25 protein-coding genes are annotated in these 26,056 nt (G+C 36.4%); 14 read left to right on the top strand and 11 right to left on the bottom strand.

What is annotated here, in order from left to right; translation table 11 throughout:
• Positions 1-617: 617 nt before the first annotated feature.
• Both glmS and NH286_RS08500 read left to right on the top strand, forming a co-directional pair.
• A complete protein-coding gene (glmS, locus tag NH286_RS08495) occupies positions 618-2,432 on the top strand; it encodes a glutamine--fructose-6-phosphate transaminase (isomerizing) (RefSeq protein ID WP_265238265.1) in 1,815 nt (604 codons plus the stop codon).
• Positions 2,433-2,492: 60 nt separating this feature from the next.
• Positions 2,493-2,936 carry a hypothetical protein gene (locus NH286_RS08500; protein ID WP_265238267.1) on the top strand — a complete coding sequence of 148 codons (444 nt, stop codon included), beginning with the start codon at positions 2,493-2,495 and terminating at the stop codon, positions 2,934-2,936.
• Positions 2,937-3,023: 87 nt separating this feature from the next.
• On the opposite strand, the gene NH286_RS08505 is transcribed toward NH286_RS08500, so the two are convergent.
• The gene (locus NH286_RS08505) at positions 3,024-3,278 is read right to left on the bottom strand and encodes a YkvA family protein (RefSeq protein WP_265238269.1); all 255 of its coding nucleotides are present in this window, start codon (positions 3,276-3,278) and stop codon (positions 3,024-3,026) included.
• A 165-nt stretch (positions 3,279-3,443) separates the two neighbouring features.
• Here NH286_RS08505 and NH286_RS08510 point away from each other — a divergent pair, with 165 nt between their 5' ends.
• The 7 genes from NH286_RS08510 (at position 3,444) to NH286_RS08540 (ending at position 11,169) form a co-directional block, all read left to right on the top strand.
• Positions 3,444-4,433 (top strand): DUF4236 domain-containing protein, encoded by a 990-nt coding sequence (locus NH286_RS08510; RefSeq protein WP_265238271.1) that lies wholly within the window; start codon positions 3,444-3,446, stop codon positions 4,431-4,433.
• A 68-nt stretch (positions 4,434-4,501) separates the two neighbouring features.
• On the top strand, positions 4,502-5,512 hold the full coding sequence (gene argF, locus NH286_RS08515; RefSeq protein WP_265238273.1) for an ornithine carbamoyltransferase: 1,011 nt from the start codon (positions 4,502-4,504) through the stop codon (positions 5,510-5,512).
• A 173-nt stretch (positions 5,513-5,685) separates the two neighbouring features.
• Positions 5,686-6,018 (top strand): DUF6110 family protein, encoded by a 333-nt coding sequence (locus tag NH286_RS08520; protein ID WP_265214856.1) that lies wholly within the window; start codon positions 5,686-5,688, stop codon positions 6,016-6,018.
• Positions 6,018-8,093, top strand: coding sequence for a heavy metal translocating P-type ATPase (locus tag NH286_RS08525; protein ID WP_265238276.1), 2,076 nt, complete (start codon positions 6,018-6,020; stop codon positions 8,091-8,093). Before NH286_RS08520 ends, NH286_RS08525 begins: the two co-directional genes overlap by 1 nt.
• 445 nt (positions 8,094-8,538) lie before the next feature.
• Positions 8,539-9,531 (top strand): ABC transporter substrate-binding protein, encoded by a 993-nt coding sequence (locus NH286_RS08530; RefSeq protein WP_265238278.1) that lies wholly within the window; start codon positions 8,539-8,541, stop codon positions 9,529-9,531.
• A 14-nt stretch (positions 9,532-9,545) separates the two neighbouring features.
• Entirely contained in the window at positions 9,546-10,421 is an 876-nt protein-coding gene (locus NH286_RS08535; protein WP_265238280.1) for an ABC transporter permease, read from the top strand.
• Positions 10,408-11,169 (top strand): ABC transporter ATP-binding protein, encoded by a 762-nt coding sequence (locus NH286_RS08540; protein ID WP_265238282.1) that lies wholly within the window; start codon positions 10,408-10,410, stop codon positions 11,167-11,169. The genes NH286_RS08535 and NH286_RS08540 overlap by 14 nt, the downstream gene beginning before the upstream one ends.
• Positions 11,170-11,294: 125 nt before the next feature.
• Here the strand turns inward: NH286_RS08540 and NH286_RS08545 are convergent, their stop codons facing one another.
• From NH286_RS08545 to NH286_RS08560, 4 genes are read right to left on the bottom strand one after another with little or no spacing between them, the layout of a single operon-like run.
• Entirely contained in the window at positions 11,295-12,089 is a 795-nt protein-coding gene (locus tag NH286_RS08545) for a metal ABC transporter permease (RefSeq protein WP_265238284.1), read from the bottom strand.
• A complete protein-coding gene (locus NH286_RS08550) occupies positions 12,083-12,754 on the bottom strand; it encodes a metal ABC transporter ATP-binding protein (protein ID WP_265238286.1) in 672 nt (223 codons plus the stop codon). Before NH286_RS08550 ends, NH286_RS08545 begins: the two co-directional genes overlap by 7 nt.
• Positions 12,751-14,115 carry a metal ABC transporter substrate-binding protein gene (locus NH286_RS08555; protein WP_265238287.1) on the bottom strand — a complete coding sequence of 455 codons (1,365 nt, stop codon included), beginning with the start codon at positions 14,113-14,115 and terminating at the stop codon, positions 12,751-12,753. The genes NH286_RS08550 and NH286_RS08555 overlap by 4 nt, the downstream gene beginning before the upstream one ends.
• Positions 14,099-14,782, bottom strand: a complete 684-nt coding sequence (locus NH286_RS08560) for a metal-binding protein ZinT (protein ID WP_265238289.1) — start codon at positions 14,780-14,782, stop codon at positions 14,099-14,101. The genes NH286_RS08555 and NH286_RS08560 overlap by 17 nt, the downstream gene beginning before the upstream one ends.
• Positions 14,783-15,424: 642 nt before the next feature.
• On the opposite strand from NH286_RS08560, the gene NH286_RS08565 reads away from it, so the two are divergent.
• The gene (locus NH286_RS08565; protein WP_265238291.1) at positions 15,425-15,595 is read left to right on the top strand and encodes a hypothetical protein; all 171 of its coding nucleotides are present in this window, start codon (positions 15,425-15,427) and stop codon (positions 15,593-15,595) included.
• Between the two features lie 85 nt (positions 15,596-15,680).
• Here the strand turns inward: NH286_RS08565 and ahpF are convergent, their stop codons facing one another.
• The 3 genes from ahpF to NH286_RS08580 form a co-directional block, all read right to left on the bottom strand.
• Positions 15,681-17,210 (bottom strand): alkyl hydroperoxide reductase subunit F, encoded by a 1,530-nt coding sequence (gene ahpF / locus NH286_RS08570; protein ID WP_265238293.1) that lies wholly within the window; start codon positions 17,208-17,210, stop codon positions 15,681-15,683.
• 2 nt (positions 17,211-17,212) lie between these two features.
• On the bottom strand, positions 17,213-17,782 hold the full coding sequence (gene ahpC, locus NH286_RS08575; protein ID WP_265238295.1) for an alkyl hydroperoxide reductase subunit C: 570 nt from the start codon (positions 17,780-17,782) through the stop codon (positions 17,213-17,215).
• Between the two features lie 125 nt (positions 17,783-17,907).
• Positions 17,908-18,816 (bottom strand): DMT family transporter, encoded by a 909-nt coding sequence (locus tag NH286_RS08580; RefSeq protein WP_106461204.1) that lies wholly within the window; start codon positions 18,814-18,816, stop codon positions 17,908-17,910.
• 669 nt (positions 18,817-19,485) lie between these two features.
• On the opposite strand from NH286_RS08580, the gene NH286_RS08585 reads away from it, so the two are divergent.
• From NH286_RS08585 to pepF, 4 genes are read left to right on the top strand one after another with little or no spacing between them, the layout of a single operon-like run.
• On the top strand, positions 19,486-20,568 hold the full coding sequence (locus NH286_RS08585) for a glycerate kinase (protein ID WP_265238297.1): 1,083 nt from the start codon (positions 19,486-19,488) through the stop codon (positions 20,566-20,568).
• A 28-nt stretch (positions 20,569-20,596) separates the two neighbouring features.
• A complete protein-coding gene (locus tag NH286_RS08590; protein WP_265238299.1) occupies positions 20,597-21,280 on the top strand; it encodes a rhomboid family intramembrane serine protease in 684 nt (227 codons plus the stop codon).
• Between the two features lies 1 nt (position 21,281).
• The gene (locus NH286_RS08595; protein ID WP_265238301.1) at positions 21,282-22,097 is read left to right on the top strand and encodes a hypothetical protein; all 816 of its coding nucleotides are present in this window, start codon (positions 21,282-21,284) and stop codon (positions 22,095-22,097) included.
• 11 nt (positions 22,098-22,108) lie between these two features.
• Positions 22,109-23,887, top strand: a complete 1,779-nt coding sequence (pepF, locus tag NH286_RS08600) for an oligoendopeptidase F (protein WP_265238304.1) — start codon at positions 22,109-22,111, stop codon at positions 23,885-23,887.
• Positions 23,888-23,952: 65 nt separating this feature from the next.
• Here the strand turns inward: pepF and NH286_RS08605 are convergent, their stop codons facing one another.
• From NH286_RS08605 to NH286_RS08615, 3 genes are all read right to left on the bottom strand, one after another.
• Entirely contained in the window at positions 23,953-24,813 is an 861-nt protein-coding gene (locus tag NH286_RS08605) for an IS3 family transposase (RefSeq protein ID WP_311532392.1), read from the bottom strand.
• The gene (locus NH286_RS08610) at positions 24,810-25,349 is read right to left on the bottom strand and encodes a helix-turn-helix domain-containing protein (protein ID WP_265238306.1); all 540 of its coding nucleotides are present in this window, start codon (positions 25,347-25,349) and stop codon (positions 24,810-24,812) included. Before NH286_RS08610 ends, NH286_RS08605 begins: the two co-directional genes overlap by 4 nt.
• A gap of 279 nt (positions 25,350-25,628) precedes the next feature.
• Positions 25,629-25,892 (bottom strand): RNA polymerase sigma factor, encoded by a 264-nt coding sequence (locus NH286_RS08615; RefSeq protein ID WP_265238308.1) that lies wholly within the window; start codon positions 25,890-25,892, stop codon positions 25,629-25,631.
• Positions 25,893-26,056: the final 164 nt, after the last annotated feature.

A 26,056-nucleotide genomic window follows, 5' to 3' on the forward strand; every position in this document is an offset into this window, starting at 1 on the left:
TTCTACTATTTGCCTTTTGAAGTCGTCTTCGTAGTGTCTAGCCAATTTAAAATCCTCCTATGATTTCTTATTATTTATTGTATCATATATTCGATTTTAAATTGTACTATTTATTGTATCCATACCAAATAGCAGTCATGTACCAAAAGTTTGCGTAGCAAACATCCATTTTCCCCACGAGGGGTCGCTCGGAGGGTGTAACGGAAAAGGGGTGTAAGGGGGAATCCGATGAGGGAACGTGCGAAACGTTCCCTAGGGATTCCCCCTTGAACGAAGGGATATGTTTATAATAATCATTTATTATGAGATGATATTACGAAGGATTAAAACTTATAATAATATTATCTTGGATAATAAAAAAAGGGATTTTTAGGGGATGCCCCTAAAATAATTTTATCTTGGATAATAAAGAAAAAAAGAATATAATATCTGATAATGAGGTAAAAACAAAAAAGCGCCAGATCCCTTTGGGATGACGAGGGAGGAAGTTATCGAAAATTCGGCGGGAGCTTCCTGGGTTCACAGCCCTAGTGTTAGACAAAAGCAGAGAGCAATTTCTGCTACAGAGAAGACACAGTGGCCTCATTAATATCTATAAAAATTAATAAGGAGGCACTATGTGCGGAATAGTATGTTACAAAGGAAGTCTTGATGCTAAGGATATCATTCTTGATGGTCTAGAAAAGCTAGAATACAGGGGTTATGACTCAAGTGGTATAGCTATTATTAAGGATTCTAAGCTTGAAATCCACAAGGAAAAGGGTCCTATTGCAAGTCTTAAGGAAGAAATAGCAGGCAAAGATTTATCTTCTCACATCGGTATTGGCCATATTAGATGGGCTACCCACGGTGAGGCTAGCAGGGAAAATGCCCACCCACACACATCTGCTGATGGCAAGATTGCTATAGTTCACAATGGTATTATAGAAAATTATAAGGATCTTAAGGATGAACTAGCCAAGGAAGGCTATACTTTTAAGTCCCAAACAGATACAGAACTTGTTGCCATTTTACTTGGCAAATTTTATGATGGGGACCTTCTAAAGGCCTTAATTAAAGTTAAATCAATGATTGAAGGGTCTTTTGCTATCGGGGCAATCTCAGAAGATGAGCCAGATAGGCTTGTAGGCATCAGGAAGGATTCTCCTATGGTCCTTGGCCTTATGGATGATGGCTTTATCCTAGCTTCTGACAGCCCATCTTTTATCAAATATACCAACAAGTTAATCTATCTAGAAAATGAAGATATAATAGACATCAAGGGCGATTCTTACAAAATTTATGACAAGGACTTAAAGGAAGTAGCAAGGGAAGTAAAAACTACTTCTTTTGGGGCAAATGATGCATCAAAAGAAGACTACGATCACTTCATGCTTAAGGAAATTGAGGAGCAAGCTGATGTCATAGGAAGGTTGGCAGAAGCCCACCTAGATAAGGAAGGCCTAAAAGTAAAGAGTAAGGTCTTTAGCGAAGAAGAAATAAACTCCTTTAACAGAATCTATATAGTTGCCTGTGGTACAGCCTACAATGCTGGCCTAGTTGGCAAGGCTCTTTTTGAAAAATATTTAAGGATACCAGTTACTTGCGACTTGGCTTCAGAATTTAGGTACTCTGATCCACTTGTAGATGAAAATACCTTGGTAATTTTCCTATCTCAATCAGGAGAAACAGCTGATACCCTAAAGGCCCTAGACCTTGCAAAAAGCCTAGGAGCCATGACTCTTGCAATCACAAATGTAAGAGAATCATCAATTGATAGGCAAGCAGAAAGAACAATCTATACCGAGGCAGGCCCTGAGATAGCGGTGGCATCAACCAAGGCCTACACCAGCCAACTTTTAAATCTCTACATCCTAGGCCTAGAATTTAATGAAGTCTTAGGAAAATTTGATGATAAGGAGATTATTGAAGAAATATTTGCCCTTCCTCAAAAGATAAAAAATATAATCGATAGGAAAGAAGAGCTAAAATATTTTGCAAATGAGCTTAAGGATAAGGAACATCTTTTCTACCTAGCAAGAGGACTTGACTACCAAACAGCCATAGAAGCAAGCCTTAAGGTGAAGGAGATATCCTATATCCACAGCGAGGCCTTCGCTTCAGGAGAGCTAAAACATGGTACAATTGCCCTAATAGAAGATGGTACTCCTGTCATAGGCATCCTAAGTCAAAAAGACCTTTTGGATAAGGCTCTTTCAAATCTAGAAGAGGTAAGGGCTAGAAAGGCAGAAGTCTTTACCATAACAAATCTAAAGGATAAGAGAATTGGAGATATTGGAGTAGCAAGCTTTATCTTTGATGAAACCCTAGATATCCTAGCCCCAATCCTTTCAGTAGTACCATGCCAAATACTTGCCTACTACACATCCCTAGCCAAGGGCCTAAATGTAGATAAGCCAAGAAATCTAGCCAAATCTGTAACTGTTGAATAAAATAGAATTATAAATTTCATTACCTACTTGTAAAAATATTGAAATATATAGGAGTTACCTATGAAACATAGAAAAATATTCATGGCAATTGGGCTAATATTTATAATGTTTTTCACGGCGAGAGCTTATTTTATATACCAAGACTTAAAGATTGAAAAAGAAATAAGGGAATCATTAAAGGATAATAAAGCTGAGATAGTGTCTTTCATAAATGATGCTGATTCTAGCTTGGATCAAAAATTCAAATACAAAAGTTTTGAATTAAGAAAGTTTGATAAGTTTCCAAAGCTTGCTAAATTTGTCTATAAGTCCAAGGGTTTTGCATCTGCAGCTATTTATTATGGATTCTACTATATAAAAGATGACGATCTGACTTTATTGGGACTGAACAAACTTGAGCCTAAGGTAGATGGCGAATATTTTTATAAGGAAAAAGATTCTGACAATCAGTTAAGGCTTAAAAAGATAGAAGATGAGATTTATTATTTTAAAGAGGTCTACTAAAGGAGAATCTTATAAAATAACAAAAACCCCAAAATCCGCAATACGGATAGAGGGGTTTTCTATGTTTTGAGACAAAAGAGCTTGTTTTTAATTTTCTATTTGTTTTTGCATTGCTTCATCTTTTACCAGATCTGGTATCATTTTGTTTGAAAAATATATTAATAAGATTGTTATAAGCCCATCGTCAAGCCAACCTAGGAAGGGTAAGACATCTGGCAAGACATCAGCAGGGGTGACTATATAGGCTATGGCAAGGAGGGCCAGGATTTTGGAAGATGTTGGTGTATTTTTATTAAAAAGAGCCTTTAGATAAGCTGGTAGGGTTTTTCTAATTTTGTTCATAAAATCTCCATTTCTTTTTAAAGTATTAATATTTATTTTAATAATATTAACTTCTATCTTCATTATACTTGGAAAAATTAAAATTCAAATTAAATATATTAAAATCGATCATCGATAAGGAAGAAATTTGCTTTTGTGATATAATACTAGTAAGAAGGAGGGATTATGGGATTTAGATTTAGAAAAAGCATAAACCTTGGCAAGGGTTTTAGAATAAATATGTCTAAGACCGGTCCGGGATTTTCTTGGGGCGGTAAGGGCTTTAGGATAACTCGCACCGCAGGCGGCAAGATTAGAGGAGCAGCTTATATACCAGGCACAGGACTTTCCTACCAAAAGGAATTTTCAAATCCTCTAGATTCTATCTTTAAGGGAGAAAAGAAGCCTAGCCCAAATACAGGAAATCCTAGGGAAGATTTTTCAAGCAAGTCTTATGGCCTAGACTTTAAAAATATAAAATCAGATTGCCTAGAAGATGTCCTAAGTAAGACAGGCAGGACTTATCCTTTGAGAATGCCGGGACATTTGGTCTTTATAGCTGGAATCATATTGACTTTTATCCAACCATATTTGGTAATTGTAGCTATAATCGGGGCTATCATGTATTTTTACAAGAAGAGCCTTGGTCAAATACAAATCGAATATGATTTTGAAAATGATGCAAAAGATGAATACGACCTAACAAACAAGCTTTTGGAGGGAATCTTAGAATCTGACGCTGTTTGGCTTGTAAGGGAAATGGAAAGGGATAATGACGATAATATAATCAGATCTAGAGAGTCTTTGGCCATAAAAAATGACATAGAAGGCCCGCTTGATACAAATGTCAAGGTTAAAAGCCTAGCAGCTAAGAATTTTACTATGAGCTTTTTGCCAGACTGTCTGCTTTTATATCAAGATGGGGATTACAGGGCCCTTTCTTATGGGAATTTGAAAATTGACCTAAGGGCTGAGACTTTCCTAGAAGAAGAGAAAATCCCAGATGCGACCTTAATTTCAAAATCCTTTCTACATGTAAATAAGGATGGGACTTGCGATAAGAGATACAAGGATAATCCAGAGATGTATTTGGTAGACTATGGGATTTTGGAGATTAAAGCCGATGATTTGGAGCTTTTAATCGTATTTTCAGATACGGTTATTGATGGTAAATAATAATTAGTTACAAGGCCCTCTTTATTTTAAATTTAAGAGGGTATTTTAGACTTACAAAAGGAGAGAAGATGCAAGTCGACTTAAGAAATAGAAATGTAATAGCCTTAAAGGATTTTAGCGAAAAAGAAATCCTATATTTAATAGATGAGGCAGCGAGGTTTAAGGATCTAAAGGCTAAGAGAAAGCCACACAAATACTTGGAGGGACAAAATATTATCCTGCTTTTTGAGCAAAGCTCTAATAGGACTAGGACTTCCTTTGAGGTGGCAGCTTTTGACTTAGGCCTGGGTGTGTCCTTAGTAGACCTAAGATACAATACCCTAGGGACTAATGAATCATTAGAAGATGCCATCTCAGTCTATGATAGGTACTATGACGGGATAGTTTATAGGGGGCCTGACCAAAAGCTTTTGGAATACATGATAGATTTGACAGATATACCTATCTACAATGCTCTCACAGACAAGTTCCACCCAAGTCAGATGATAGCTGATATGCTTACAATAAAGGAAAAATTTGGCAGACTAGAAGGTCTTAAGCTCGTTTATTTGGGCTATACAGGAGATAATATGCCATCATCCCTTGCCATAACTTGTGCTAAGCTTGGTATAAATTTTGTGGGCTGTGGGCCACTTGAATATGCTGCCGATAAGGATGTAGTAAGCCTTTCAAATATGTTTTCTAAAAACCACCACTCAGATGTAATCTATACTGACAATGTCAAGGAAGCTGTTAAAGATGCCGATATAATCTATACTGACATGTGGATTGGCCTAAATGAAAAGGATGATGTGCCTGTAGAAAGGATTAAAAAGCTTTATCCATTTAGGGTTACCCAAGAGATTATGGATATGACTAAGGAAGATTCGATTTTCATGCACTGTTTGCCAGCCTTCCACGATAAGAAATCGACCCTTGCTCAAAAGGTAATAGAAAAGCTACCTAGCGATATGGACCTAGATGGGATGGAGGTAGCTGATGAGGTCTTTAGGTCTGAAAAGTCTATGGTTTTTGACCAAACTGAAAACAGGATTGGGGCTGTTAAGGCTATTTTATATTCAACTTTAAGATATGAATAGTCTACGGCCATCTTATGAAATATTATTCATATGAATCGAGTTGAAAAAGATTGAATTAATTAAATGAATTTGATAATCATTTAAAACAAGGGAAAAACAACGGTTTTTTATTGACTTGTGATAATAGATAGAATATAATATAAGTATAATATTTATACAATATAGGAGGAGTTATGATTAATAAAAAAGTATTAAGAATAGGTGCAGGAGTTTTAGTTGGAGCTCTTGGAGGAAAGGTTCTTACTTCACAATTAGCAAAAAAAGCAGCTGTAGGAGCTGTTGCTGGCGGATTAAGAGTAAAGGAATCACTAGATAAGACAATCGAACAAGTTAGGGTTTCAGCTGATGACATAGTTGCAGAAGCTAAGGAAGCAAACCTAAAAGAAGATTTAGAAAAAGCTCAAAAAGAAGCTGACCTAGATATAGAAAAGGTTGCAGAAGATGACCTTAAAGAACAAATAAAAGAAGAAATTAAGGCAGAACTTAAAGAGGAAGAAGATAAGTAATGAGGGCAAGTTTAGCCCATAGGCTAGATACTAGGGCTAGGTTTGTCTATGAAGAAGACCTAAGCTTTGATCTAGCCAATAACTTAAAATATCTAATTGAGGGTGTGAAGGGGGTTAATCTTTGTAAGATTAATCCTCTGGCCAATTCATTTACAGTATATTTTGAAAAGGGAAGCCTAGCTAGGCTTGCTAAATTTATTTTAAATCTTGATATAAATGAGGTAAAAGAGCTAGAAATTGATGATCCTGACTTCTACCCTCAAGAAGAGGAAGATGTATTTAGGATAGTAAGAGATGCCCTTTATAGGAGGGCCTTTTTTAGGTATTGCATTCCAGCTCCATTAGGCTCTTACCTAATCTTTGTTAGGGCCTACCCATTTATTAGAGATGGAATCAAGGCTCTATGGAAGAGGAAGCTAAATGTAGACCTCTTGGATGCTACAGCCATTTCTGTATCTCTTGCAACAGGAGAATATGGAGATGCTGCCAACATCATGTTCTTGCTAGACCTTGGCGAAAGGCTAGAAGAATATACCCTAAAGAAATCTCAAGATGACCTAGCCCATTCCTTGGCCCTTAATATAGACAAGGTATTTGTTCAAGAGAATGGCCAAAAGATATTAAAAGCTCTAAAAGATGTAGAAATTGGAGATTTAGTAGAGGTTGAGATGGGATCAACCATACCAGTTGATGGGGAGGTTGTAGAAGGTCTTGCCATGGTAAATGAAGCATCATTTACAGGAGAAAGTGAAGCTGTTAAGAAAAACAAGGGATCGGTAGTCTTTGCAGGTACAGCCCTTGAAGAAGGTAATATTCTTATAAAAGTTTCCAAAAAATATGACGATTCAAGACTAAGCCACATCATAAACCTGATTTCAGAAAGTGAGAGAAATAAGTCCTTATCACAAAAAAAGGCAGAAAATATGGCAGATTCCCTAGTTAAATACTCCTTCATAGGAGCAGGTTTAACCTACCTACTTACTAGGAATTTCACCAAGGCCAAGTCATTTTTAATGGTAGACTTTTCTTGCGCCCTAAAACTAACTATTCCAATAGCTGTCATGAAGGCAATTAGCCAATCATCCGACATGGATGTAATTGTAAAGGGCGGTAAGTTTTTAGAAAATCTTTCAAAGGCTGATACCATAGTCTTTGATAAGACAGGAACCCTAACTAAGTCTGAGCCAAAGCTTGCAAAGGTCATTGCCCTAACAGATATAAGCGAAGATGAGTGCCTAAGGATTGCCGCTTGTCTTGAAGAGCACTTCCCACATTCCATAGCCAACGCTGTAGTAAAGGCAGCTAAGGATAAGGACCTTCACCACGAAGAGATGCACTCAAAACCAGAATATATAGTAGCCCACGGTATAAGGTCATATATAGTCGACAAGCCAGCCCTAATAGGGTCAGAGCACTTTGTCCTAGAAGATGAGGGAATAGAAATATCTGACCAAACTAGAGCTATGATAGAGGACCTTAAGGAACACTATTCACTTCTTTACCTAGCCTTCTCAGGCAGGTTAATTGCAGTTTTATGCATAGAAGATCCAATAAGAGAAGATGCAAAAGATGTCATAAAAGAGCTTAGAAAACTAGGCTTTAATGAGATAGCTATGCTAACAGGCGATGCAGAAAACGCAGCAAGATCAGTAGCAGAAAAGCTAGGCCTAGACCATTACCAATCACAAGTCTTGCCAGAAGATAAGCAAGCCTATGTCAAAAAGAAAAAGGCAGAAGGCAGGACAGTAATAATGATAGGCGATGGAATAAATGACTCAGTAGCCCTATCTGCAGCAGATGTAGGTATAGCCATGCACCAAGGAGCAGATATCGCCAAGGAAATCTCAGACATATCCATAGGCACAGATAGCCTCTACGGCCTAATAGATGCTATAAAACTAGCCAAAGCCATGGACCAAAGGATAAAAGATGATTACAAAAAAATCGTAGGCATAAACTCAAGCCTAATAGCCCTAGGAGTCCTAGGATATCTCACAAACACAACATCATCCCTAATCCACAACCTATCCACAGTCATGATAGGTGGTCAAAATATGAAAGATTATAGAATTTAAAGCTTGCCCATCAGGGCAAGTTTTTTTATGAAAGCTATTTATATTCATACAATCACTATAAAATAGCTCTTTTCAAGACTTTTTACTAATAATTATCAAAAATTACAAATAAAAATTTGACAAAAATTATATCCTGTTGTATTATCTAACTAACAAATAAATGTGATTACAGAAAGACAGTTTATATGAATTATTTTAGAGAAGAGACGCTTGGTGAAAGTCTTATAAGGATTATCTACTTATTCCCTCTGTATGCAGAATAGCCGAAATAAGTAAGCTATTACGGAAGCTACCGTTATCAGAAGCAAGAAGTTGATAGACTTCTGTTAAGGTAATCTTTTAGATTATAAACTTAGGTGGTACCACGAATTTACACTCGTCCTATATGGACGGGTTTTTTTATTGGCAAAACCTTAATCTATCAAATAAATTTTAGGAGAAGAAAATGAAAAACCTACTTAAAAAAATCACAAGCCTAGCCCTTGGAGCAATCTTACTTGCTTCTTGTGGAGCAAAGTCAAATGAAGAAGGAAAAACAGATGCAAAAAGCGGAGAAAAGCTTACAATTGGAATAGTCCAAATAGCTGACCATCCATCCCTAGATGCTGCAAGAGAAGGCTTTATAGAAAAGCTAGATGAGGCAGGTCTTGCTTATGAACTTGTAGACCACAGGGCAAATGGTGATTTGGCCCTCATTCCTCAATTTGCGTCAGATTTAAAAAACAAAAAGGCAGACTTAATCTACACCATAGGCACACCAGCAGCCCAGGGAGTTGCCAATGCCATTACTGACCTACCAATCCTATTTTCAGCTGTTACAGACCCGGTAGGAGCTGGTCTTGTAGATGAAAATACCAAGGTTGGGGCAAATATTACAGGTGTCAGCGATTATGTAGAGCCAGGCAAGCTCATAGATGATTTCTTAAAATTATATCCAGATACAAAGACCTTTGGTACAATCTATAACACCAACGAGCAAAACTCTGTAGTTCAAATAGAAGCCTTAGAGAAGGCCCTAGATGAAAGAGGGCTAAAGATTGAAAAACAAGGGGTTTCAACTATAAATGATATCCCACAAGCCATCTCATCTCTAAAATCTAAGATCGATGCCATGTTTACAGTTACAGACAATGTAGTTGTAAATGCTATGCCAGTCCTATCTGAAAATTTAAACAAGGACAAAATCCCATCCATTGCCTGCGATGAGGGGTCAGTAGAAAATGGAGCCCTAATTTCAGAAGGAGTTAATTATAAGGACTGTGGCAAGAAGGTCGGTGAAATGGCTGTTGCTATCCTAAAGGATGGAAAAGCTATCAAAGATATCCCTTACCAAGATGCCGAAAGCCTAAAAACTTTAGTAAATAAAAAGACAGCAGAGATCCTAGGACTTGACTTAAATAATGAAGTTCTAAAGGATGCAGAATATATTGAAAAATAAGAAAGAGAGAAAAAATGACAGGACTATTAGGGTCCTTGGCCACATCAACAGAGATTGGATTAATCTTTGGAATCTTGGCCATGGGCTACATGCTATCATACAAAATATTAGAATATTACGACCTATCCCTTGAAGGATCCTACCCAATGGGAGCCTTCCTCACAGCGGTAATAATTGCAAAAGGCTTAAATCCCTATCTCGGCTTAGTCTTATCAAGCATAGGCGGGGGCTTGGCAGGATTTTTGACCTATATCTTATACAAAAAAGTCAAAGTCCAACCCCTCCTAACAGGTATCCTTACCCTAACCATCCTCTATTCCCTAAATTTGAGGATAGGCGGGGCAAGCAACATTCCAATTGCCCAATATCCATCTATTTTTGGAAATCTTCCTAAATGGACAGTCCTTCTAGGCCTTGTACTTATAATAAAACTTGGTCTAGACTACTTCCTAAGAAGCGAGCAGGGCTATCTCTTAAAGGTAACAGGCAATAATAGAAAGCTAGTAAAATCCCTAGGCAAGGACCCAGATACCTATATCGCCCTCGGCCTAATCTTATCCAACGCCCTCATAGGACTTTCTGGAGGACTTATGGCAAATTACCAAGGCTTTGCAGACATAGGCATGGGCACAGCCATGATTGTAACAGGAATCGCTTCAATAATAATCGGCGATACACTTGGCAAGAATTCATCAAAACTTAGGGACACCACCAAGGCAATCATAGGTGCCATAATTTATAGGATAATATCAGGAATTGCAATCTACCTAGGCCTAAACCCAAACGACCTAAAGCTAATCACAGCCCTAATTGTCATAGCCTTCATAGCTTATAATAACTACCTAGCAGGGGCTAAGCATAGAAAGTTGGTAAAAAATGTTGGAAATTAGAAATATTTCAAAGACCTTTAACCCAGGTACAGAAGAAGAAAATACCATATTCAAAGACTTCTCCCTTAAGGTAGAAGAAGGGATAGCCACAACAATAATAGGCCCAAATGGCTGTGGCAAGTCTACCCTCATGAGGATAATCTCTGGGGCCCTTGCTGTAGATAGGGGGTCAATTCTAATAGACGGGGAAGATGTAACAGGCCTTAGCGAGGAAAAAAGAGCAGCCTACATCGGTAAGGTAAGCCAAGATCCCAAAGATGGGGTGGCGACAAACCTAGATATTTACGAAAATATGGCCCTATCCCTCAAAAAATTAGGCAAATTCACCCTCAAATCCCTAAATAAAAACGCTGATGAAAAAGAAATTATAGCAAGGCTAAAATCTCTAAACCTAGGCCTTGAAGATAAGCTTCGCACTAAGACTGGACTCTTATCAGGAGGCCAAAGGCAATCCCTAGCCCTCCTTATGGCTACAAATATCAGGCCTAAACTCCTCCTTTTGGATGAACACACAGCAGCCCTTGACCCAAAGACAAGTAGAAATGTCATGGATAAGACCAGGAGCCTAATCGACACAGAAAAAATCACAACCCTATTAATCTCCCACAATCTAAGAGATGTAGTAAGATATTCCGATAGGATAATTATGCTAAATAAGGGACAAATCGCCCTAGATGTGAGGGCCAAAGATATAACAGAAGATGAACTTATAAGGTCATATAAGGAAATTCTTGGAGAAAATAATTAGAAAAACTGGCTAAGCCCTTAATCATTTTGATTAGAGCCTAGCCAGTTTCTATATAAAGGGGTAAACAATTTATCTTATAAAAATAAGTTAAGTCTTGAAATAAAAGGAGGGTTCAAGTTATTTACCTATTTTTTTGAAATTTTCTTATATAGAGCAAATATCGCCATTCCCAAAATTGCATTTACTACTATAGCGCCACCTGGCTTGATATCAAAATGGTAAGACATGATTATTCCCACCATCATGTAAATTACACCAAGTATAGTAGTTATGAAAAATGTCTGCTTGTAGGACTTAGCAACTATAAGGGCTGTAGCCACAGGGAGCACTATCAGGCTTGTAACCATCAAAGCTCCAATTATCTTAACAGATAAGGCGATTGTTATAGCTGCAAGTAGGGTAAAGACAGCATCAAGGGCTTGAACTTTTACTCCAGAAAGCCTTGCAGTATTTGGATCTATAGCTATAGCCAAAAGGGCTGAATATCTGCTAACAGAAAGAATTATAACGAAGATAAATACTAGAGAAGTATTTATAATATCAGCACTTGTAACCGATGAAATCGAACCAAAAAGATAGGATTCAAAGGAATTTCCGCCTGGTGCAAAATCTGAAAGAATTGCCGCTATACCAAGGCCTGTTGACATTATTACAGCTGTTGCCATATCTCCATATTGGGGGAATTTCTTTCTAATTAATTCAATTAGGAAGGCTGCCAACACACAAATAATAGCAGATCCTAGGAGTGGATCAAAACCAAGAATTAAACCCATACCAACTCCAGCAAGGGCGGTATGTGATAGGGCATCGCCTATCATAGAAGTCTTCCTATTGACCATGACAATTCCTATAATAGGAATCATAATTGAAAGGAGGAAGCCCAAAAATAAAGCTTTTCTCATAAAGGCAAATTCTAACATTCTACTAGCCTCCCTTCTGACATTTCATATTTTTTCATATTCAACTTAAGACTTTCCATTTCCTTTAATTCATGAGTAACCATAACTATAGTAATTGAAAATTTTTCTGAAAGTATGTCTATAGTTTCAAAGAAATTCGCCTTACTTTCCTTATCAACCCCGGCTGTAGGTTCGTCTAGAATTAGGATTTGGGGATTATTAATCATTGCCTTGGCGATCATAGCTCTTTGAGCAAGACCGCCAGACAATTCATTAACTGGTGTGTTTATATAATCTTCCATACCCATCTTAATAAGGATATCTCTAGCCTTTTGGTAATGGGATTTTTTGGGGATTTTAATAAAGCCAAAATCCTCATAGAGGTTTAAAGATACAAGCTCTAAACAAGTTATAGGAAAGGATATTTTGTTGACTATATTTATTTGGGGAACATAACCAATATCCTTGTATGACTTATAATCTTCGATATTTTTTCCCAAAATTTTAATACTTCCTGTATCTTTCTTTAATTCTCCCAACATTAATTTTATTAAAGTTGACTTACCGCTACCATTGCCACCAAGTATAAGTGCCAAATCTCCCATTTCCAGATTAAAATCACAAGATTTTATGACGGGAATTTTATTATAGGCAAAGGTAAGATTTTTTATTTCTATCGCTTTCATTTTTCCTCCTCGACCATAGAATTGTAGAGATTTTCTAGGTTCATACGCATCAAATCAATGTAATTTTGATCCTTTTCCTTTTGTTCCTTGCTTAAATATTCCATAGAGGCAAGGGGAGAAACCTTACCGCCAATTTCTTCTGCAAGGGCTTTTGCCTGTTTAGGATTTTGTCCATATTCATAAAAGACTGTTGAGATGTGGTGATAATCAGAAAAATCAATTGCCTTTTTTATTGTCTTAAGACTTGGGCTTTCAATACTAGTTAGACCTTGGAGAGGGTACTGGGTTAAGTCAAAGTCTCTAGCTATATAGGCGTAAGCATAGTGGAGGGTTAGGAAATTTTTCCTTGCCTTATCAAGCTTAGAGAACTTCTCTTTATATTCTGCATCTATATCTGTCAACTGATCTACGTATTTTAATTTGTTTTTTCTGTAAAGTCTTTCATTTTCTGGATATTTTTCTACTAGCTTTTCCTGGATTGCATTTAGGTATCTCTTGGCATTTACAATAGATAGCCAAGAATGGGGATCATAGGTAATCTTATCAAAACCTGATGAGGATCCTTCCATAAGGGATTCTTCCTTGCCTTCATCTTTTAGGATTCTGCCCTTGCCATCCATGAGATTATATGGCAGCAAATCTTCACTAATCCTATCTGAAATGAAAATCCACTTGCCTCCTTCAGGGAAGTTGAAAAATACTTCGCCAGATTCATGACCCATTTCAATTCCATAAACCTTGCCTTCCTCTACATCATTGGTAGATTTTTGTGGGACAAGTTCACCTTTTTGGCTCATAATTTCCTTAGCCTTCTTGACTAAGTCTTTTTGATTAAGGCCCTCATCTTTAATAAAAGCAACTCTCATCACATCTTCATGAGTATGACCGAAGTCGATTTTATTTTTGCCAGCTTCTACTTCAATTCTTGATAAGTATTGAAAATCACCGATTGCTGCAGCACCCTTATAGGTAATAAGGTCCACAGAATCTGAAAGCTTAAGGATATCAAGATTTGGAAGATTTTCCCTAACAGTATCAAGCCAAGGCTCCATATTTGCCCCATTTACAACTAATAAATCACATGAGGCTAGTTTTTTCATATCCTTTGGACTAGGTTCCCAAATATGGGGATCCTTATCCAAAGGCATAAAGCTTTTAACATTGATAGTATCTCCACCAATCATCTTCGTAAGGTCATTTACCGGATAAAAGGAAGTGTAAACTAAAGGGGAATCACCTGTTTTTTTAACATCCTTAGAACATCCGCTGACAAGTATTAAGACAAGGAGCGAAAATACTATTGAAAAATTCTTCTTAATTCTACTAAGATCGAGGGATAGTATCCTATTCAGTAATTTCATCTATAATTTGTTGGTCTGTTGAAGTAGGTTTTACAAATGTTGGGTACCAGCCTTCTTCCTTAAGTAGGCTATCCTTATCATCACCATATCTCATATGGAAGTGGGTTAGAGTTTCTTCACCGTGGATAGGCATCATCATAAGAACCTTGTAAGGAGCATCTTCGCTTGTAGCTTCAAATATATCCCATTCAAGTTTGTGTCCACCGTGCTCTACTTCTACTTTTTCTTTGTATTTGTAATCTGCTTCACCTATTACCTCGCCCTTAGCTTCAGGGAATTCTTTTAGGAATTTAACATGGTCGCCAGAAATTTCAAGACCGCCAAAGTCACATTTTCTCTTCTTAAGATAAGCTTCCTTAGCTGATGCTTCATCAGTATTTTCTTTTTCTGCTAAAGTCTTGTAAGCTTCTTGGATTTCAGGTTTTTCTAGATATCCGCCCATGCCGTTCCATTGGCCTTCCCAATCAGCCATGCTTACTTCTTCAGCAGGCTTTTCAGCTTCTTTAGCTTCTTCAGCTGGTTTTTCTTCTTTAGCTGTTTCTTCAACCTTTGTTTCAGCCTTAGTATCTTCTTTGGTTTTTGTATCAGCTGCATCTTTTTGGCAAGCAGAAAGAACAAGTCCTAATGAAAGTAGGGCTGCAATAGTGTATTTATTTTTGTATTTCATAGTTTCACCTCATAAATTTTTATTAATTGTTAATCGATTAACTGACATTGATAATAATAACACTTATCACCCGAAAAGTCAAGAGTGATTTGCATTATTAGTTAAAATTAATATTTTAACAAAGAATATTAATGCAAAAAGACCTTTAGAATCTTGTAAATAAGCTATATAGCCTAAGTTAGAATAAAAATCATGTCAGATCTTAAACTTTCTTAAGTTTAGAAAATATATTTAAATATAGTAATAGTTTATATAATAATAAGTATGAAAATCTTCTTATTGATAATTAAATACTAAATAATTATTAGAATATCACTGAATAAATTTATAGGCAAGCTAGGATAATAATTTATTTAGGAGGAAGTTAAATTATGAAAAAGATAAAAATAGATTTGATAGTTAGAAAAATTATTATTTTTATATTTTACTATCTTATCTAGATTTATTAAAAGTGGTGATATATTTTTGTTGAAATTAATGTATTTGATTATTCTAGTTGCAGGTGGAAATTATTTTTTGAGAAAATCACAGATAAACACAAGGCTACTACTATGCAAAACAAAGTAGAGAATTTTATTTGATATTAACTTATTAAGATAAATTTAGTAAGTTAGGTCTTATAATTATTTTGGAGGCAAATATATGAAAAAAGATAAATTAAAAATTATAAAAGATAAATTGTACTTCTTTTCCATCTTTGCTATTCTTTCTTTACAATTATCAAAAACTCACAATTTCCTTAAAAAATTAATATATTCCATACTATTTGTGGCGAGCGGATTTTATTTATTTAGCAAAGGTGATGAGAATTAGTAAAACTTAGCTAGTCTTCATGATAAAATAGTAAGAATCAAAAAAGACAGAATTCTTAATGAACCTGTCTTTTCTATCTCTAAATTTATTTTCTCATTAGGTAGTTGAAAGCACCAAGGGCTGCTGTTGCGCCAGATCCTGCTGCTATTACTATTTGTTTGAAGAGTTCTTCTGTAACATCTCCTGCTGCATAGATGCCTTCTACATTTGTAGACCCATCTGCAGATGTGATGATTTCTCCTCTTTGGCTTAGGCTTACTTCAGTTTTTTCTAGCCATTCTGTATTTGGTACAAGGCCTACTTGGATAAAGCAGCCAGCTATATCAAGTTTGTGGTCTTTGCCAGAAATCCTGTCAGTATATTCTAGGCTTTCTAGCCTGTTAGAACCGTAGAGGCCTGTGGTTTGGGCATTGGTTATGATTTCTACATTTGAAAGGGATTTGACCTTCTTTTGTAGGACGTCATCAGCCTTTAATTCTGGCAAGAACTCAAGGACTGTTACATGGTTAACCATGCCTGCTAGGTCGATTGCAGCCTCAATTCCTGAGTTACCTCCGCCAATTACTGCTACATTCTTGCCCTTAAAAAGTGGGCCGTCGCAGTGGGTACAATAGGCTACACCCTTGTTTCTAAATTCAGTCTCTCCAGGAATGCCGATTAGTCTCCACCTAGCTCCTGTGGCAATTATTGCAGTTTTTGATTCAAGCTTAGCACCATTATCTAGGCTGATTTCTATATTAGAATCTTTCTTTTCAATATTTTCTGCAAGAGCGCCTGTCATTATCTCAACATCTAAAGCCTTAACCTGCTCTTTCATTTGATTCATAAATTCAGGGCCTTCTGTATATTTAAAGCCTGGGATATTTTCTATAGAAAGAGTTTCATTGACTTGGCCACCAAATTCGCTGGCAATTATTCCTGTCTTGATTCCTTTTCTGGCTGCATAGATAGCTGCAGTTGCTGCTGCTGGACCGCCACCTACTATTAGGACATCAAAAAGTCCCTTATCAGAAAAGTGGTCAGCGTCTATCTTTGAGCCTAGCTTATCAAGGATTGTCTCGATTGATTGTTTGCCGCCCTCAAAGAAGTCCCCATCCTTAAAGATGGCAGGAACTGCAAGGACATCACGACCTTCTGCTAGGTCTTGGAACATAGATCCTTCAATCATGGTGTGATTTATAGAAGGATTTAGGATGGCCATGATATTTAGGCCTTGGACAACATCTGGACAATTGTGGCAAGAAAGAGATACAATTGTTTCAAAATTGCATCCGTCTAGGGCCTTAATCCTAGCCTTTATGCTTTCATCAACCTTTGGCTCTATTCCTCCAACTTGTAAAAGGGCAAGGGCAAAGGAAGCAAATTCGTGGCCTAGTGGAAGGCCTGCAAAGACTATATTACCGTGGTCAAATTCACCCTTAAGGTCAAAGGATGGATTGTAGGTGAGGTCTTTTTCCTCAACCTTTATCTTTGATGAAAGGCTTGCTACATCGTCTATAAATTCCTTAACTTTTTTGGAATTTTCGCTATTATCAACAGAAAGCCCAATAGTGACCTCCCCTTTGAGGAGGTCAAGGTATTGGGCTAACTGGGTCTTTAGATTATTATCTAACATTATTAGATTTTACCTACTAGGTCAAGTCCTGGTGTAAGGGTTGCACTTTCTTCTGATTCCCATTTAGCTGGGCAAGCTTCGCCTGGGTGAGCTGCTATATATTTTCCAGCCTTAACCTTGTTAATATTTACATTAGCCTTTCTACCTATTCCATCAGCGTTGATTTCAACAGTTTGGATAACATTTTCTGGGTCAAGAACAAGGGTAGCTCTGTGAGCCTTGCCTGAATCATCAAGTAGGTCTAAAGCTCTTGTTAATTCCTTGTTAGAATCACCAATCATTGTGTATTCAATCTTGCTAATAGCATCACTATTATCATGCCAAGCCTTGTGAACAAAGTGTGTATCAACAGATACTGAGTAAACCTCAGCACCAAGCTCTTTAAGCTCTGCGTATGATTCTTGCATATCTTCAAGCTCTGTAGGACATACAAATGTAAAATCAGCTGGATAGAAGATAAGAACAGTCCAAGAACCCTTTAGGTCTTCATCTGTCACCCTTATAAATTCTTCCTTAGCTGGATTGTATGCGTCAAGTTCAAATTGTGGTAAAGTTTTTCCGATTAAAGCCATAATTTTCTCCTTTTTATTTATATTCTATAATAATAATTATAATCATTCTAATTTAAAAAGTCAAGGGAAAGAGTTTTTATAAAAATAAACATAAAAAAAGCCTTCGCCTAAGGCGAAAGCTAAAATTATGCTCTTTTCTTCTTGGTATTTAAAATTAAAGACCCTGATAAAACTAAAATCATACCGATAGCAAGATTTGTAGTAAAAGTCTCTCCTAAGATTATAACTGATAGGACAGATCCAAAAAGTGGGACAAAGAGCTTGTAAATTCCAAATTCTCCTGCTGAGTGGTTCATAAGGACTATTGTCCAAATGCTAAAGGCGGTAGCTGAAATAAAGGCAGCATATAAAAGTAAGATGGCAGCCTTGGCTGTAAAGACCAGACTTCCTTCCTTAAGTATGGATCCTGTGATTATAAGGATGGTAGACCCAATCAAAAATTGAACCCCTGTCATAATATAGGCGTTTTGGCCCTGGCCATATTTTCTAACAAGGACTGTACATAGGGCATTGATGGTGGTAGATACAAGTATCAAACCCTCACCAGTTAGTCTTAAGGGACTATCACCTGCTTCCTTGCCCATATTTGTGACAATAATACCGGCAGTACCCATGATAAGGGCAATGATAATTCTCTTGTCAATCTTATCACCTGGAAGTAGGAAAAATGAGATGATAACCACTATAAAGGAATTTGCTGACTGGATAATAGATGACTTAACACCCGCGGTATTTGATAGGCCTATATAGTAGCACATATATTGGATAAAGGTCTGGATAAGACCCAAAATTATAATGAATTTCCAGTTAATCTGACTCTTGTCTACTTCATCTTTATTAAAAATCTTAAAATATATAAGGGTAATAATCCCTGCCATAAAAAACCTAATTCCCGCTATAAGAATCTTAAGACCAGTATCAGTACTTGCCACAGCAAGCTCTATATAGGTAGTCTTAATAGTAGGAATAGCCGATCCCCAAAGGAACATGGCAAAGATAGAAAATATAATAGCTGTTTTCTTATTTTTTAACAAATTCTCCTCCTGAAATTAATAACTTACTATTTAACTTTACCAAATAAAGAGAATATAGCAAAAATTAACTAATTTTAAAGGGGTATGAAATATCTTAGTCGCAAAGCTTCTTCGACATGACAGAGAACAAGCCAGTCCGGCTCATGAGGACCATTGTTCTTTATATAGGGTTTCGTTGATACATCGTTTACAGGTGATTATTTGGATTATCATGAATATAATAGCTAATAATTAAAAGATATGAAATAAGCTGTATGCCTGACAATGCGACTCATAAAAATCAATGCTCCTATTCGTCGCATCAATTTTTATTCGCTGCATAAGGTTCTTCATCAATCTTTTCTTCGTGCTTTGCACTCGAAAATATTGTGAAGACCGCAAAAATATTGCTTACAATATTTTTGCTACCATTAAAAACATTACGTTCCTTAGCAATCTCTTTCGTCTGTTGCATATAAATAGAGCCATTAGCTAAATACTAATGGCTCTGATGGTTGAAATCATTATGTAGATTTCATGAGTTAAACAGCGAAAGTTTCTTAACCTTCTTATTTAGTATAGCAGCAAATAGCTTATTTGTAAAGCTTTTTGCACTTATTTTTGAATAAGTCCTTTTTCTTTAATAAAATTTAATTTTCTAGGGTATATATTATAAGGATGGGAGATAAGATGAAAATATTAATTGGAATTGATTCTATAAAAACTTTTGAAAATTCCGTTGAAATCGGAAATGTTTTTAAAAATAGTATGAATGAAGATGTGACTGTCATGCCCTTTTTGGATGGGGGTGATGGGACTGTTGAAGCTATGCAGGCTGTGATTAAGGGGAAATATAAATATGTCAATGTACATAATCCCCTAAATGATGTGATCACCGCCAGATACATACTTAAGGATGATTTGGCTGTTATGGAGATGGCTGAATCTTCTGGAATTAGGCTTCTTTATAAGGAAGACCTTAGGGTTATGGAGTCTTCTTCTCTTGGTTTTGGGGAGATGATTCTTGATGGCCTTGATAATGGGGCCAAGTCCTTTTATATAGGTATCGGAGATACCGCTACTAACGATTTGGGTATGGGTATGCTCTATGCCTTGGGGGCGAGATTTTACGATTTGGATGACAATGACCTTAACCCTATTGCAGAAAATATGGAAAGAGTGGCTAGGGCTGATATTTCTGGCCTTGATAGGAGGCTTAAAGATGTTAAGATTGTCATAGCGACCTCTACCTTTAAGACTCTTTTTGGTAAGAATTCTTTCCTTGAGGATAGGGTCTACAGAAAGGGCGCTAGCGACCTTGATACGGCTAGGCTTTTTAAGGGGTCTAAGAATTTTAAGAGGATTATCGAAGATGAACTTGGTACAGGCTCTGTCGATATGCCAGGTCTTGGTTCTGGTGGTGGAGTGGCTTGGGCCCTTTATCTCTTCTTTAAGGCCAAGATTACTAAGTCTATGGACTTTATGATGAAGACCCTTGATTTTGAAAAGCTAATAAGGGATAAGGATGTCCTTATTTTAGGTGAGAATGTCGAGCAATTTGGGGCCTATTCATCTCAAAACGTGGCCAAACTTGCCAAAAGATACAATAAAGACCTTGAAATTATCTTCCTTGAAGACTCTACTAATAAGAGGGTTGAGGATAAGGGAGATTTTGATAAGATTATTTCCTATGAGCTTAGGGATACTTTTGATAGGCAGGATATGTATAAGGAAATAGGCTTTCTTGCCAAAAGGGTTGAGTCCTTACTTTAATTGAGAGGATAAGAGGTATAATTATCTTATGAATATTAATTTAGAAAGACTTAGCCAAGCTAAGGTCACATCGGCTTTGATGATTATTAATGTGATTGTCTTTGTTCTGATGAGTCTTAGTGGTGGTAGTGAAAGTATTGAAAATTTGATAAGATTTGGTGCAAATTCCAAGATTCTCGTAGGAGAAGGGGATTGGTGGAGGCTTTTTACGGCTTCTTTTATCCACATAGGATTTTTTCATATTATGTTTAATATGTATTTCCTTTACAATATCGGTCCTATATTTGAAAGGCTATATGGATCTGTTGGATTTCTTATAATCTACCTAGTCTGCGGGATTTTTGGCAACCTTGTTTCCTATGCCTTTGGGGATGTCTATACGGTATCTGCTGGGGCATCTACTAGCCTTTATGGGCTTTTGGGTATAGCTATCGGCATGATGGTTGTCTATAGGGATGATGCCATCCTCCATAGTTTTGGGGCAAGCTTTGTGTCAATAGTTGTAATTAACGTGATTTATTCCTTCCTTATGCCTGGAGTGGGCGTTCTTGGCCACTTGGGCGGTTTTGTGGGAGGATTTATCCTTGCCAATGCCTTGCCAGTTGTTGGAAGGGACTTATCTATTCCTAGACAAGTTGTGGCAGGTCTAGCGACCCTAGCCTTGGCCTTTATCCTAATAAGGATAGGTAATAAGTCGCTTTTAGGAGTGTAATATGAAGAAAATATTGATTTTGGGCATTCTTTTGACTTTGACATCTTGTGGTTTTGAGTCAAAGGCGGAATTTGAAGCCAAAAACACTCCTAAAAAATCTGAAGAGATTGAATTTCCAGAGATAAAATACCTGCCATCTACAAATTCAGGGTCATCCAGCCTTGATTTTGAAGAAACTTATGGCAGGGGAAAGATGGGAGATGCAGTAGCTATAGAAGATGCTATGGGTTTTTTGAAGGATTTTGGCCTAGGGGATAATTACCTAGGCATATCCGTTCTTGAGTCATCATATTCACCAGACTCTTTTTCTGCTGTTTTATCTTTTGAGAAAAACGATCAATTGGTAGAAAAGGAATATGGACCGGTCATAAGCCCTGACGGAATATTCTCTAAGGTGTCATTTGATGTAATAGAATCTGACTCCGGCCCTATGCTACTTGCTAGCCAGGTCGTGATAAATGAGGATTCTACATCTTCGGCATATTTTTTATACAATAAATATATGTCGCTGATAGATTCCTTTAAATTCGAAAACTCAAAAGCAGACCCTGCAACCAAGGTTTATAGACTAGGAGATTTGCTGGAAAATAGGGATGCTTCTACAAATGACCTTAAAAGTCTTATAAAAAATAGGCTAGAGGCAGAAGATGATTATTTGGGAGAAATCCTAACAGCCTATAATATAAAATACAAAAAAATAAAGGCGAGCCTAGATGGTGATGAGATTTCTGTAGGAAATATGCCAAGCGACCCTAAAAATAAGATATTAACTGTAAAATATGAAGATGAAAAAGGTAAAATATTAAATATAAAATAGGAGGATATTTAATGCAAAGAAACGAAATAGAAGAAAGATTAAAATGGGATACTTCATCCATTTATGAAAATGATGAAGATTTCTATAAAGATATTGAAGAAATAAAGGCTCTTGTAGAAAAGCTTACATCCTACAAGGGAAAAATCACATCAAGCCTAGAAAATTTCAAGGCCTACCTCAAACTAGACGAAGAATTTTCTAGAAAGATGGAAAAGGCCTATGTATTTTCATCCCTAAAATCAGATGAGGATACCAGGGTAACCAAATACCAAGAGATGAGCCAAGTAGCTCAAAATACATGGGTAGGAGCATCAAGTGCCCTTTCTTTCGTACAACCAGAGCTATTATCAACTGATAAAAAAGTTATAGATGAATACCTAGAAGATAGTGAAATTTCATACCTAAAACACTATTTTGACGATATTTTCAGAAACAAAGACCATGTCCTAGATGAAAATGGGGAAACAATCTTAGCAGCCTTCGGCAAACTAAAGAATAACCCACAAAACACCTACATGATCTTTAATAACGCCGACCTATCCTTCCCAAGCGTAGAAAAGGATGGCGAAGAGATTAGATTATCTGATGCTAACTTCGTAACCCTCCAAGAAGACCCAGACAGGGACTTTAGACGTGAGGTTTATGAGAAATATTACAAAACATACAGACAATACTCAAACACTCTAGCATCAACCTTAGACGGTGAATTTACAGCTCATAACGTAGAAGCAAAATTAAGAAAATTCTCATCAGCAAGAGAAATGTCACTTTTCAAAAACAATCTTCCAGAAGAAATCTACGACAACCTCCTAGAAGTAGTTCATGAAAATAGTGACATTCACAGAGACTACACAACTTTAAGAAAAGAATACCTCGGTGTAGATGACCTAGGCTTCCACGATATCTATGTGCCACTAGTAGAAGACTATGACAGAAAAATCGAATTTGATGAAGCAAAAGAAATAGTCCTAGCAGCCATAGCACCACTTGGTGAAGAATATGTAAAGGTAGCAAGAGAAGGTTTTGAATCAAGATGGTTTGATGTTATGCCAAACGAAGGCAAGAGATCTGGTGCCTATTCATCAGGATCCTATGACACCCAACCATTTATATTACTAAACCACACCAACACCATAAATGATGTATTTACAGTAGTTCACGAGCTGGGCCACTCCATGCACTCCTACTACACAAGATCCACCCAACCATACCAATATGGTTCATATTCAATCTTTTTAGCAGAAATAGCATCCACAACCAACGAGCTTCTACTCCTTGACTACATGCTAAAACATAGCCAAAGTGAAGAAGAAACAAAATATCTCCTAAACTACTTTGTAAACCAATTCAAATCAACAGTATTTAGACAAACAATGTTTGCAGAATTTGAACACAAGGTAAACAAACTAGTAGAAGCAGGAGAACCAATCCCAGCAGAAAGACTACACGCAATCTACAAAGAGCTAAACGAAGAATTATTCGGCAAAGACATAGAAGTAGATGACTATATAGCAGCAGAATGGGCAAGAATACCACACTTCTATATGTTCTACTATGTATTCCAATACGCAACAGGCTTCATGAGCGCAGTAGCCCTAAGCCAAAAAATCCTACACGGCACAGACGAAGATAGGACAGCCTACCTAAACTACCTAAAAGCAGGCGAAAGCGAATATCCACTAGAAGTCCTCAAAAAAGCAGGAGTCGACATGACAAACAAAGAAGCCATGCAAGCTGCAATGGATGTAGCAAGAGATGCTATGAAGGACTTAAGAGAAGCAATTTTATAAGAAAAAAATACCCTCCTTGCCAAGCATGACCTGAACCCGTAAACACGGAATAATTTAATAATATTTTAAGCGGAATGTAATCTGTACATAACAGGGGACATTCCGTTTAATTTTGTTTTAATCCTATCTTCATTGTACCATTTAATATATTTTCCAATCTCATTTATCAAATTGTCATAACTTTTAAAATCCTCACCATAAAACATTTCTTGTTTTAGTATACCAAAGAAGTTCTCCATAGGAGAATTATCTAAGCAATTCCCCTTTCTTGACATACTTTGCTTAATATTCATTTTTTCTAGTTTTTTAGTCCAAGAACTGTGTTGATAATGGAATCCTTGGTCTGAGTGTATCATTAGTTTATTTTTATTTTTTGTATTCTGTAAAGCCTTATTTAGCATTGTATTTGTTAATTCTAGTGTTGGGTGGTAACTTAAGGTATAGCTTATTATTTCACTGTTATATATGTCTAATATTGGCGATAGATAAAGTTTCTTTTCTTGACCTTTTATTCTAAATTCTGTTACATCTGTTAGCCATAATTGATTTGGTTTATTTGCTTTAAATTGTCTATTTACAGCATTGTCTGCTACTTTTCCTATTTGTCCCTTGTATGATGAGTATTTTCTTGATCTGGTTTTAAATTTAGTACATAGCAAGGACTCTTCTCTCATTATTCTTAAAACTCTTTTATGGTTGATATTAAAACCTTTATTTTTTAATACCATAGTTACTCTTCTGTAGCCATATCTACCTTTTGATTCATCTACTATGGTTTTAATTTCATTTTTAACTTCTTTGTCTTTATATGTTGGATTTTCTAGTTTTATCTTCCATTCGTAATATGATGTTTTTGGCAATTTGGCTATTTCTAACCATTCACTTATCTTACTTTTTGGATATTCTTTTAGAAGTTTGAGGATTATCTTTGTCTTTTCCTTGCTTCTGCTTCCTCTTCCAGGAGCAAGGCTTGTAGCTTTTTTTCATAAATTATCTTCATTTTGAGAAGTCTATTTTCTTCTCTAAGTCTTATTAATTCTTCCCTTTCAGTTTCGTTTATTGGAGTGTTTAGTTTAGACTTTTTATTTGATTTGGTCATATTTTTTCTAGGCCTTCCTCTGTTATCTTCTAGCCCAGATAGACCACGTTCTTGATAAGCTCTCTCCCATCTGTACACCATAGATCCATTTACAAGATTGAAATGCTCTGCAGTCTCTCTAAGCGAAGTATTATTGATTTGCCTATATTGTATTACAGATAGTCTGAATTCACTAGTGTAATTATTGTTTTTTAACTTTTTAGATAAGTTATCAAATCCCCCTGACTTGTATTTGTTTATCCATTCTCTTAAGGTATCTCCTGGAATATCATATTTTTTAGCTATTGATTTATATCCACCAAGTTTACCTGATAAGTATTCCATTACTAGTTTTATTTTAAATTCTTTTGTATATTTTGGCATACTAAAAACCCCTCCATCCGTATTCCGGATTTTGGGGTTCAGGTCAGCAAAGAGGGTATTTTTTTGCCTAAATCATCTATCCTTCTTCTCCCATAAAACATTGCCATTACTGTCATAGACTTTATCAACCATATCTAAGCGAATAAAGTCAAAAACGTATTGTTCTTTTTTATACAAAGGCGCAATGTATCTTTCCCAAGGACTTTGTGAAAAGTTCACTGCCCAAGTTCCATCATTATTGAAAGCATTACCAGCGCTAAATAAAATATCGCCTTTATTTTAATATTTAATCCACAAGTAATTATCTTTTTCACAAAATTTTATCATTTTATTTTTCCTATAATAATCATATAGGCAATTTCTTGCAATGGTAAAAAGCCAGGCCCTGATGTCAACCGACCAGTCAAACTTATCAATCTTATCAAGGGCCTTGGCAAAGGTCTCATGGCAAATATCAATTGCCAAGTCGCTATTAGAGCAAATGATCAAGGTAAACCTATATACATCCTTGTTGTAATCTTCATAAATCTTGGCAAAATCCATCTTCATCTCCTTATGTCTATCAAATATTCTACCTCCTTCGTATATTATAGTTGTAGTAATAAATACTACATTTTGTTCTCTATCCCACTTTCTTATGGGATAATAATTGTATAGATAGAGGTCGTAGTTAACCTCCTTGAAGCTAGTCTTCCTAAATTAGGGTT

Origin of the sequence: Anaerococcus sp. NML200574, from assembly GCF_026131665.1 — a bacterium.
GTDB classification, from domain to species: Bacteria; Bacillota; Clostridia; order Tissierellales; family Peptoniphilaceae; genus Anaerococcus; species Anaerococcus kampingae.

What these genes read in the sequence shown, in the direction of transcription:
- glmS (WP_265238265.1), top strand. Translation starts at nt 618, where the DNA reads ATGTGCGGAATAGTATGTTACAAAGGAAGTCTTGATGCTAAGGATATC.
- NH286_RS08500 (WP_265238267.1), top strand. Translation starts at nt 2,493, where the DNA reads ATGAAACATAGAAAAATATTCATGGCAATTGGGCTAATATTTATAATG.
- NH286_RS08505 (WP_265238269.1), bottom strand. Translation starts at nt 3,278, where the DNA reads ATGAACAAAATTAGAAAAACCCTACCAGCTTATCTAAAGGCTCTTTTT.
- NH286_RS08510 (WP_265238271.1), top strand. Translation starts at nt 3,444, where the DNA reads ATGGGATTTAGATTTAGAAAAAGCATAAACCTTGGCAAGGGTTTTAGA.
- argF (WP_265238273.1), top strand. Translation starts at nt 4,502, where the DNA reads ATGCAAGTCGACTTAAGAAATAGAAATGTAATAGCCTTAAAGGATTTT.
- NH286_RS08520 (WP_265214856.1), top strand. Translation starts at nt 5,686, where the DNA reads ATGATTAATAAAAAAGTATTAAGAATAGGTGCAGGAGTTTTAGTTGGA.
- NH286_RS08525 (WP_265238276.1), top strand. Translation starts at nt 6,018, where the DNA reads ATGAGGGCAAGTTTAGCCCATAGGCTAGATACTAGGGCTAGGTTTGTC.
- NH286_RS08530 (WP_265238278.1), top strand. Translation starts at nt 8,539, where the DNA reads ATGAAAAACCTACTTAAAAAAATCACAAGCCTAGCCCTTGGAGCAATC.
- NH286_RS08535 (WP_265238280.1), top strand. Translation starts at nt 9,546, where the DNA reads ATGACAGGACTATTAGGGTCCTTGGCCACATCAACAGAGATTGGATTA.
- NH286_RS08540 (WP_265238282.1), top strand. Translation starts at nt 10,408, where the DNA reads ATGTTGGAAATTAGAAATATTTCAAAGACCTTTAACCCAGGTACAGAA.
- NH286_RS08545 (WP_265238284.1), bottom strand. Translation starts at nt 12,089, where the DNA reads ATGTTAGAATTTGCCTTTATGAGAAAAGCTTTATTTTTGGGCTTCCTC.
- NH286_RS08550 (WP_265238286.1), bottom strand. Translation starts at nt 12,754, where the DNA reads ATGAAAGCGATAGAAATAAAAAATCTTACCTTTGCCTATAATAAAATT.
- NH286_RS08555 (WP_265238287.1), bottom strand. Translation starts at nt 14,115, where the DNA reads ATGAAATTACTGAATAGGATACTATCCCTCGATCTTAGTAGAATTAAG.
- NH286_RS08560 (WP_265238289.1), bottom strand. Translation starts at nt 14,782, where the DNA reads ATGAAATACAAAAATAAATACACTATTGCAGCCCTACTTTCATTAGGA.
- NH286_RS08565 (WP_265238291.1), top strand. Translation starts at nt 15,425, where the DNA reads ATGAAAAAAGATAAATTAAAAATTATAAAAGATAAATTGTACTTCTTT.
- ahpF (WP_265238293.1), bottom strand. Translation starts at nt 17,210, where the DNA reads ATGTTAGATAATAATCTAAAGACCCAGTTAGCCCAATACCTTGACCTC.
- ahpC (WP_265238295.1), bottom strand. Translation starts at nt 17,782, where the DNA reads ATGGCTTTAATCGGAAAAACTTTACCACAATTTGAACTTGACGCATAC.
- NH286_RS08585 (WP_265238297.1), top strand. Translation starts at nt 19,486, where the DNA reads ATGAAAATATTAATTGGAATTGATTCTATAAAAACTTTTGAAAATTCC.
- NH286_RS08590 (WP_265238299.1), top strand. Translation starts at nt 20,597, where the DNA reads ATGAATATTAATTTAGAAAGACTTAGCCAAGCTAAGGTCACATCGGCT.
- NH286_RS08595 (WP_265238301.1), top strand. Translation starts at nt 21,282, where the DNA reads ATGAAGAAAATATTGATTTTGGGCATTCTTTTGACTTTGACATCTTGT.
- pepF (WP_265238304.1), top strand. Translation starts at nt 22,109, where the DNA reads ATGCAAAGAAACGAAATAGAAGAAAGATTAAAATGGGATACTTCATCC.
- NH286_RS08610 (WP_265238306.1), bottom strand. Translation starts at nt 25,349, where the DNA reads ATGCCAAAATATACAAAAGAATTTAAAATAAAACTAGTAATGGAATAC.
- NH286_RS08615 (WP_265238308.1), bottom strand. Translation starts at nt 25,892, where the DNA reads ATGGATTTTGCCAAGATTTATGAAGATTACAACAAGGATGTATATAGG.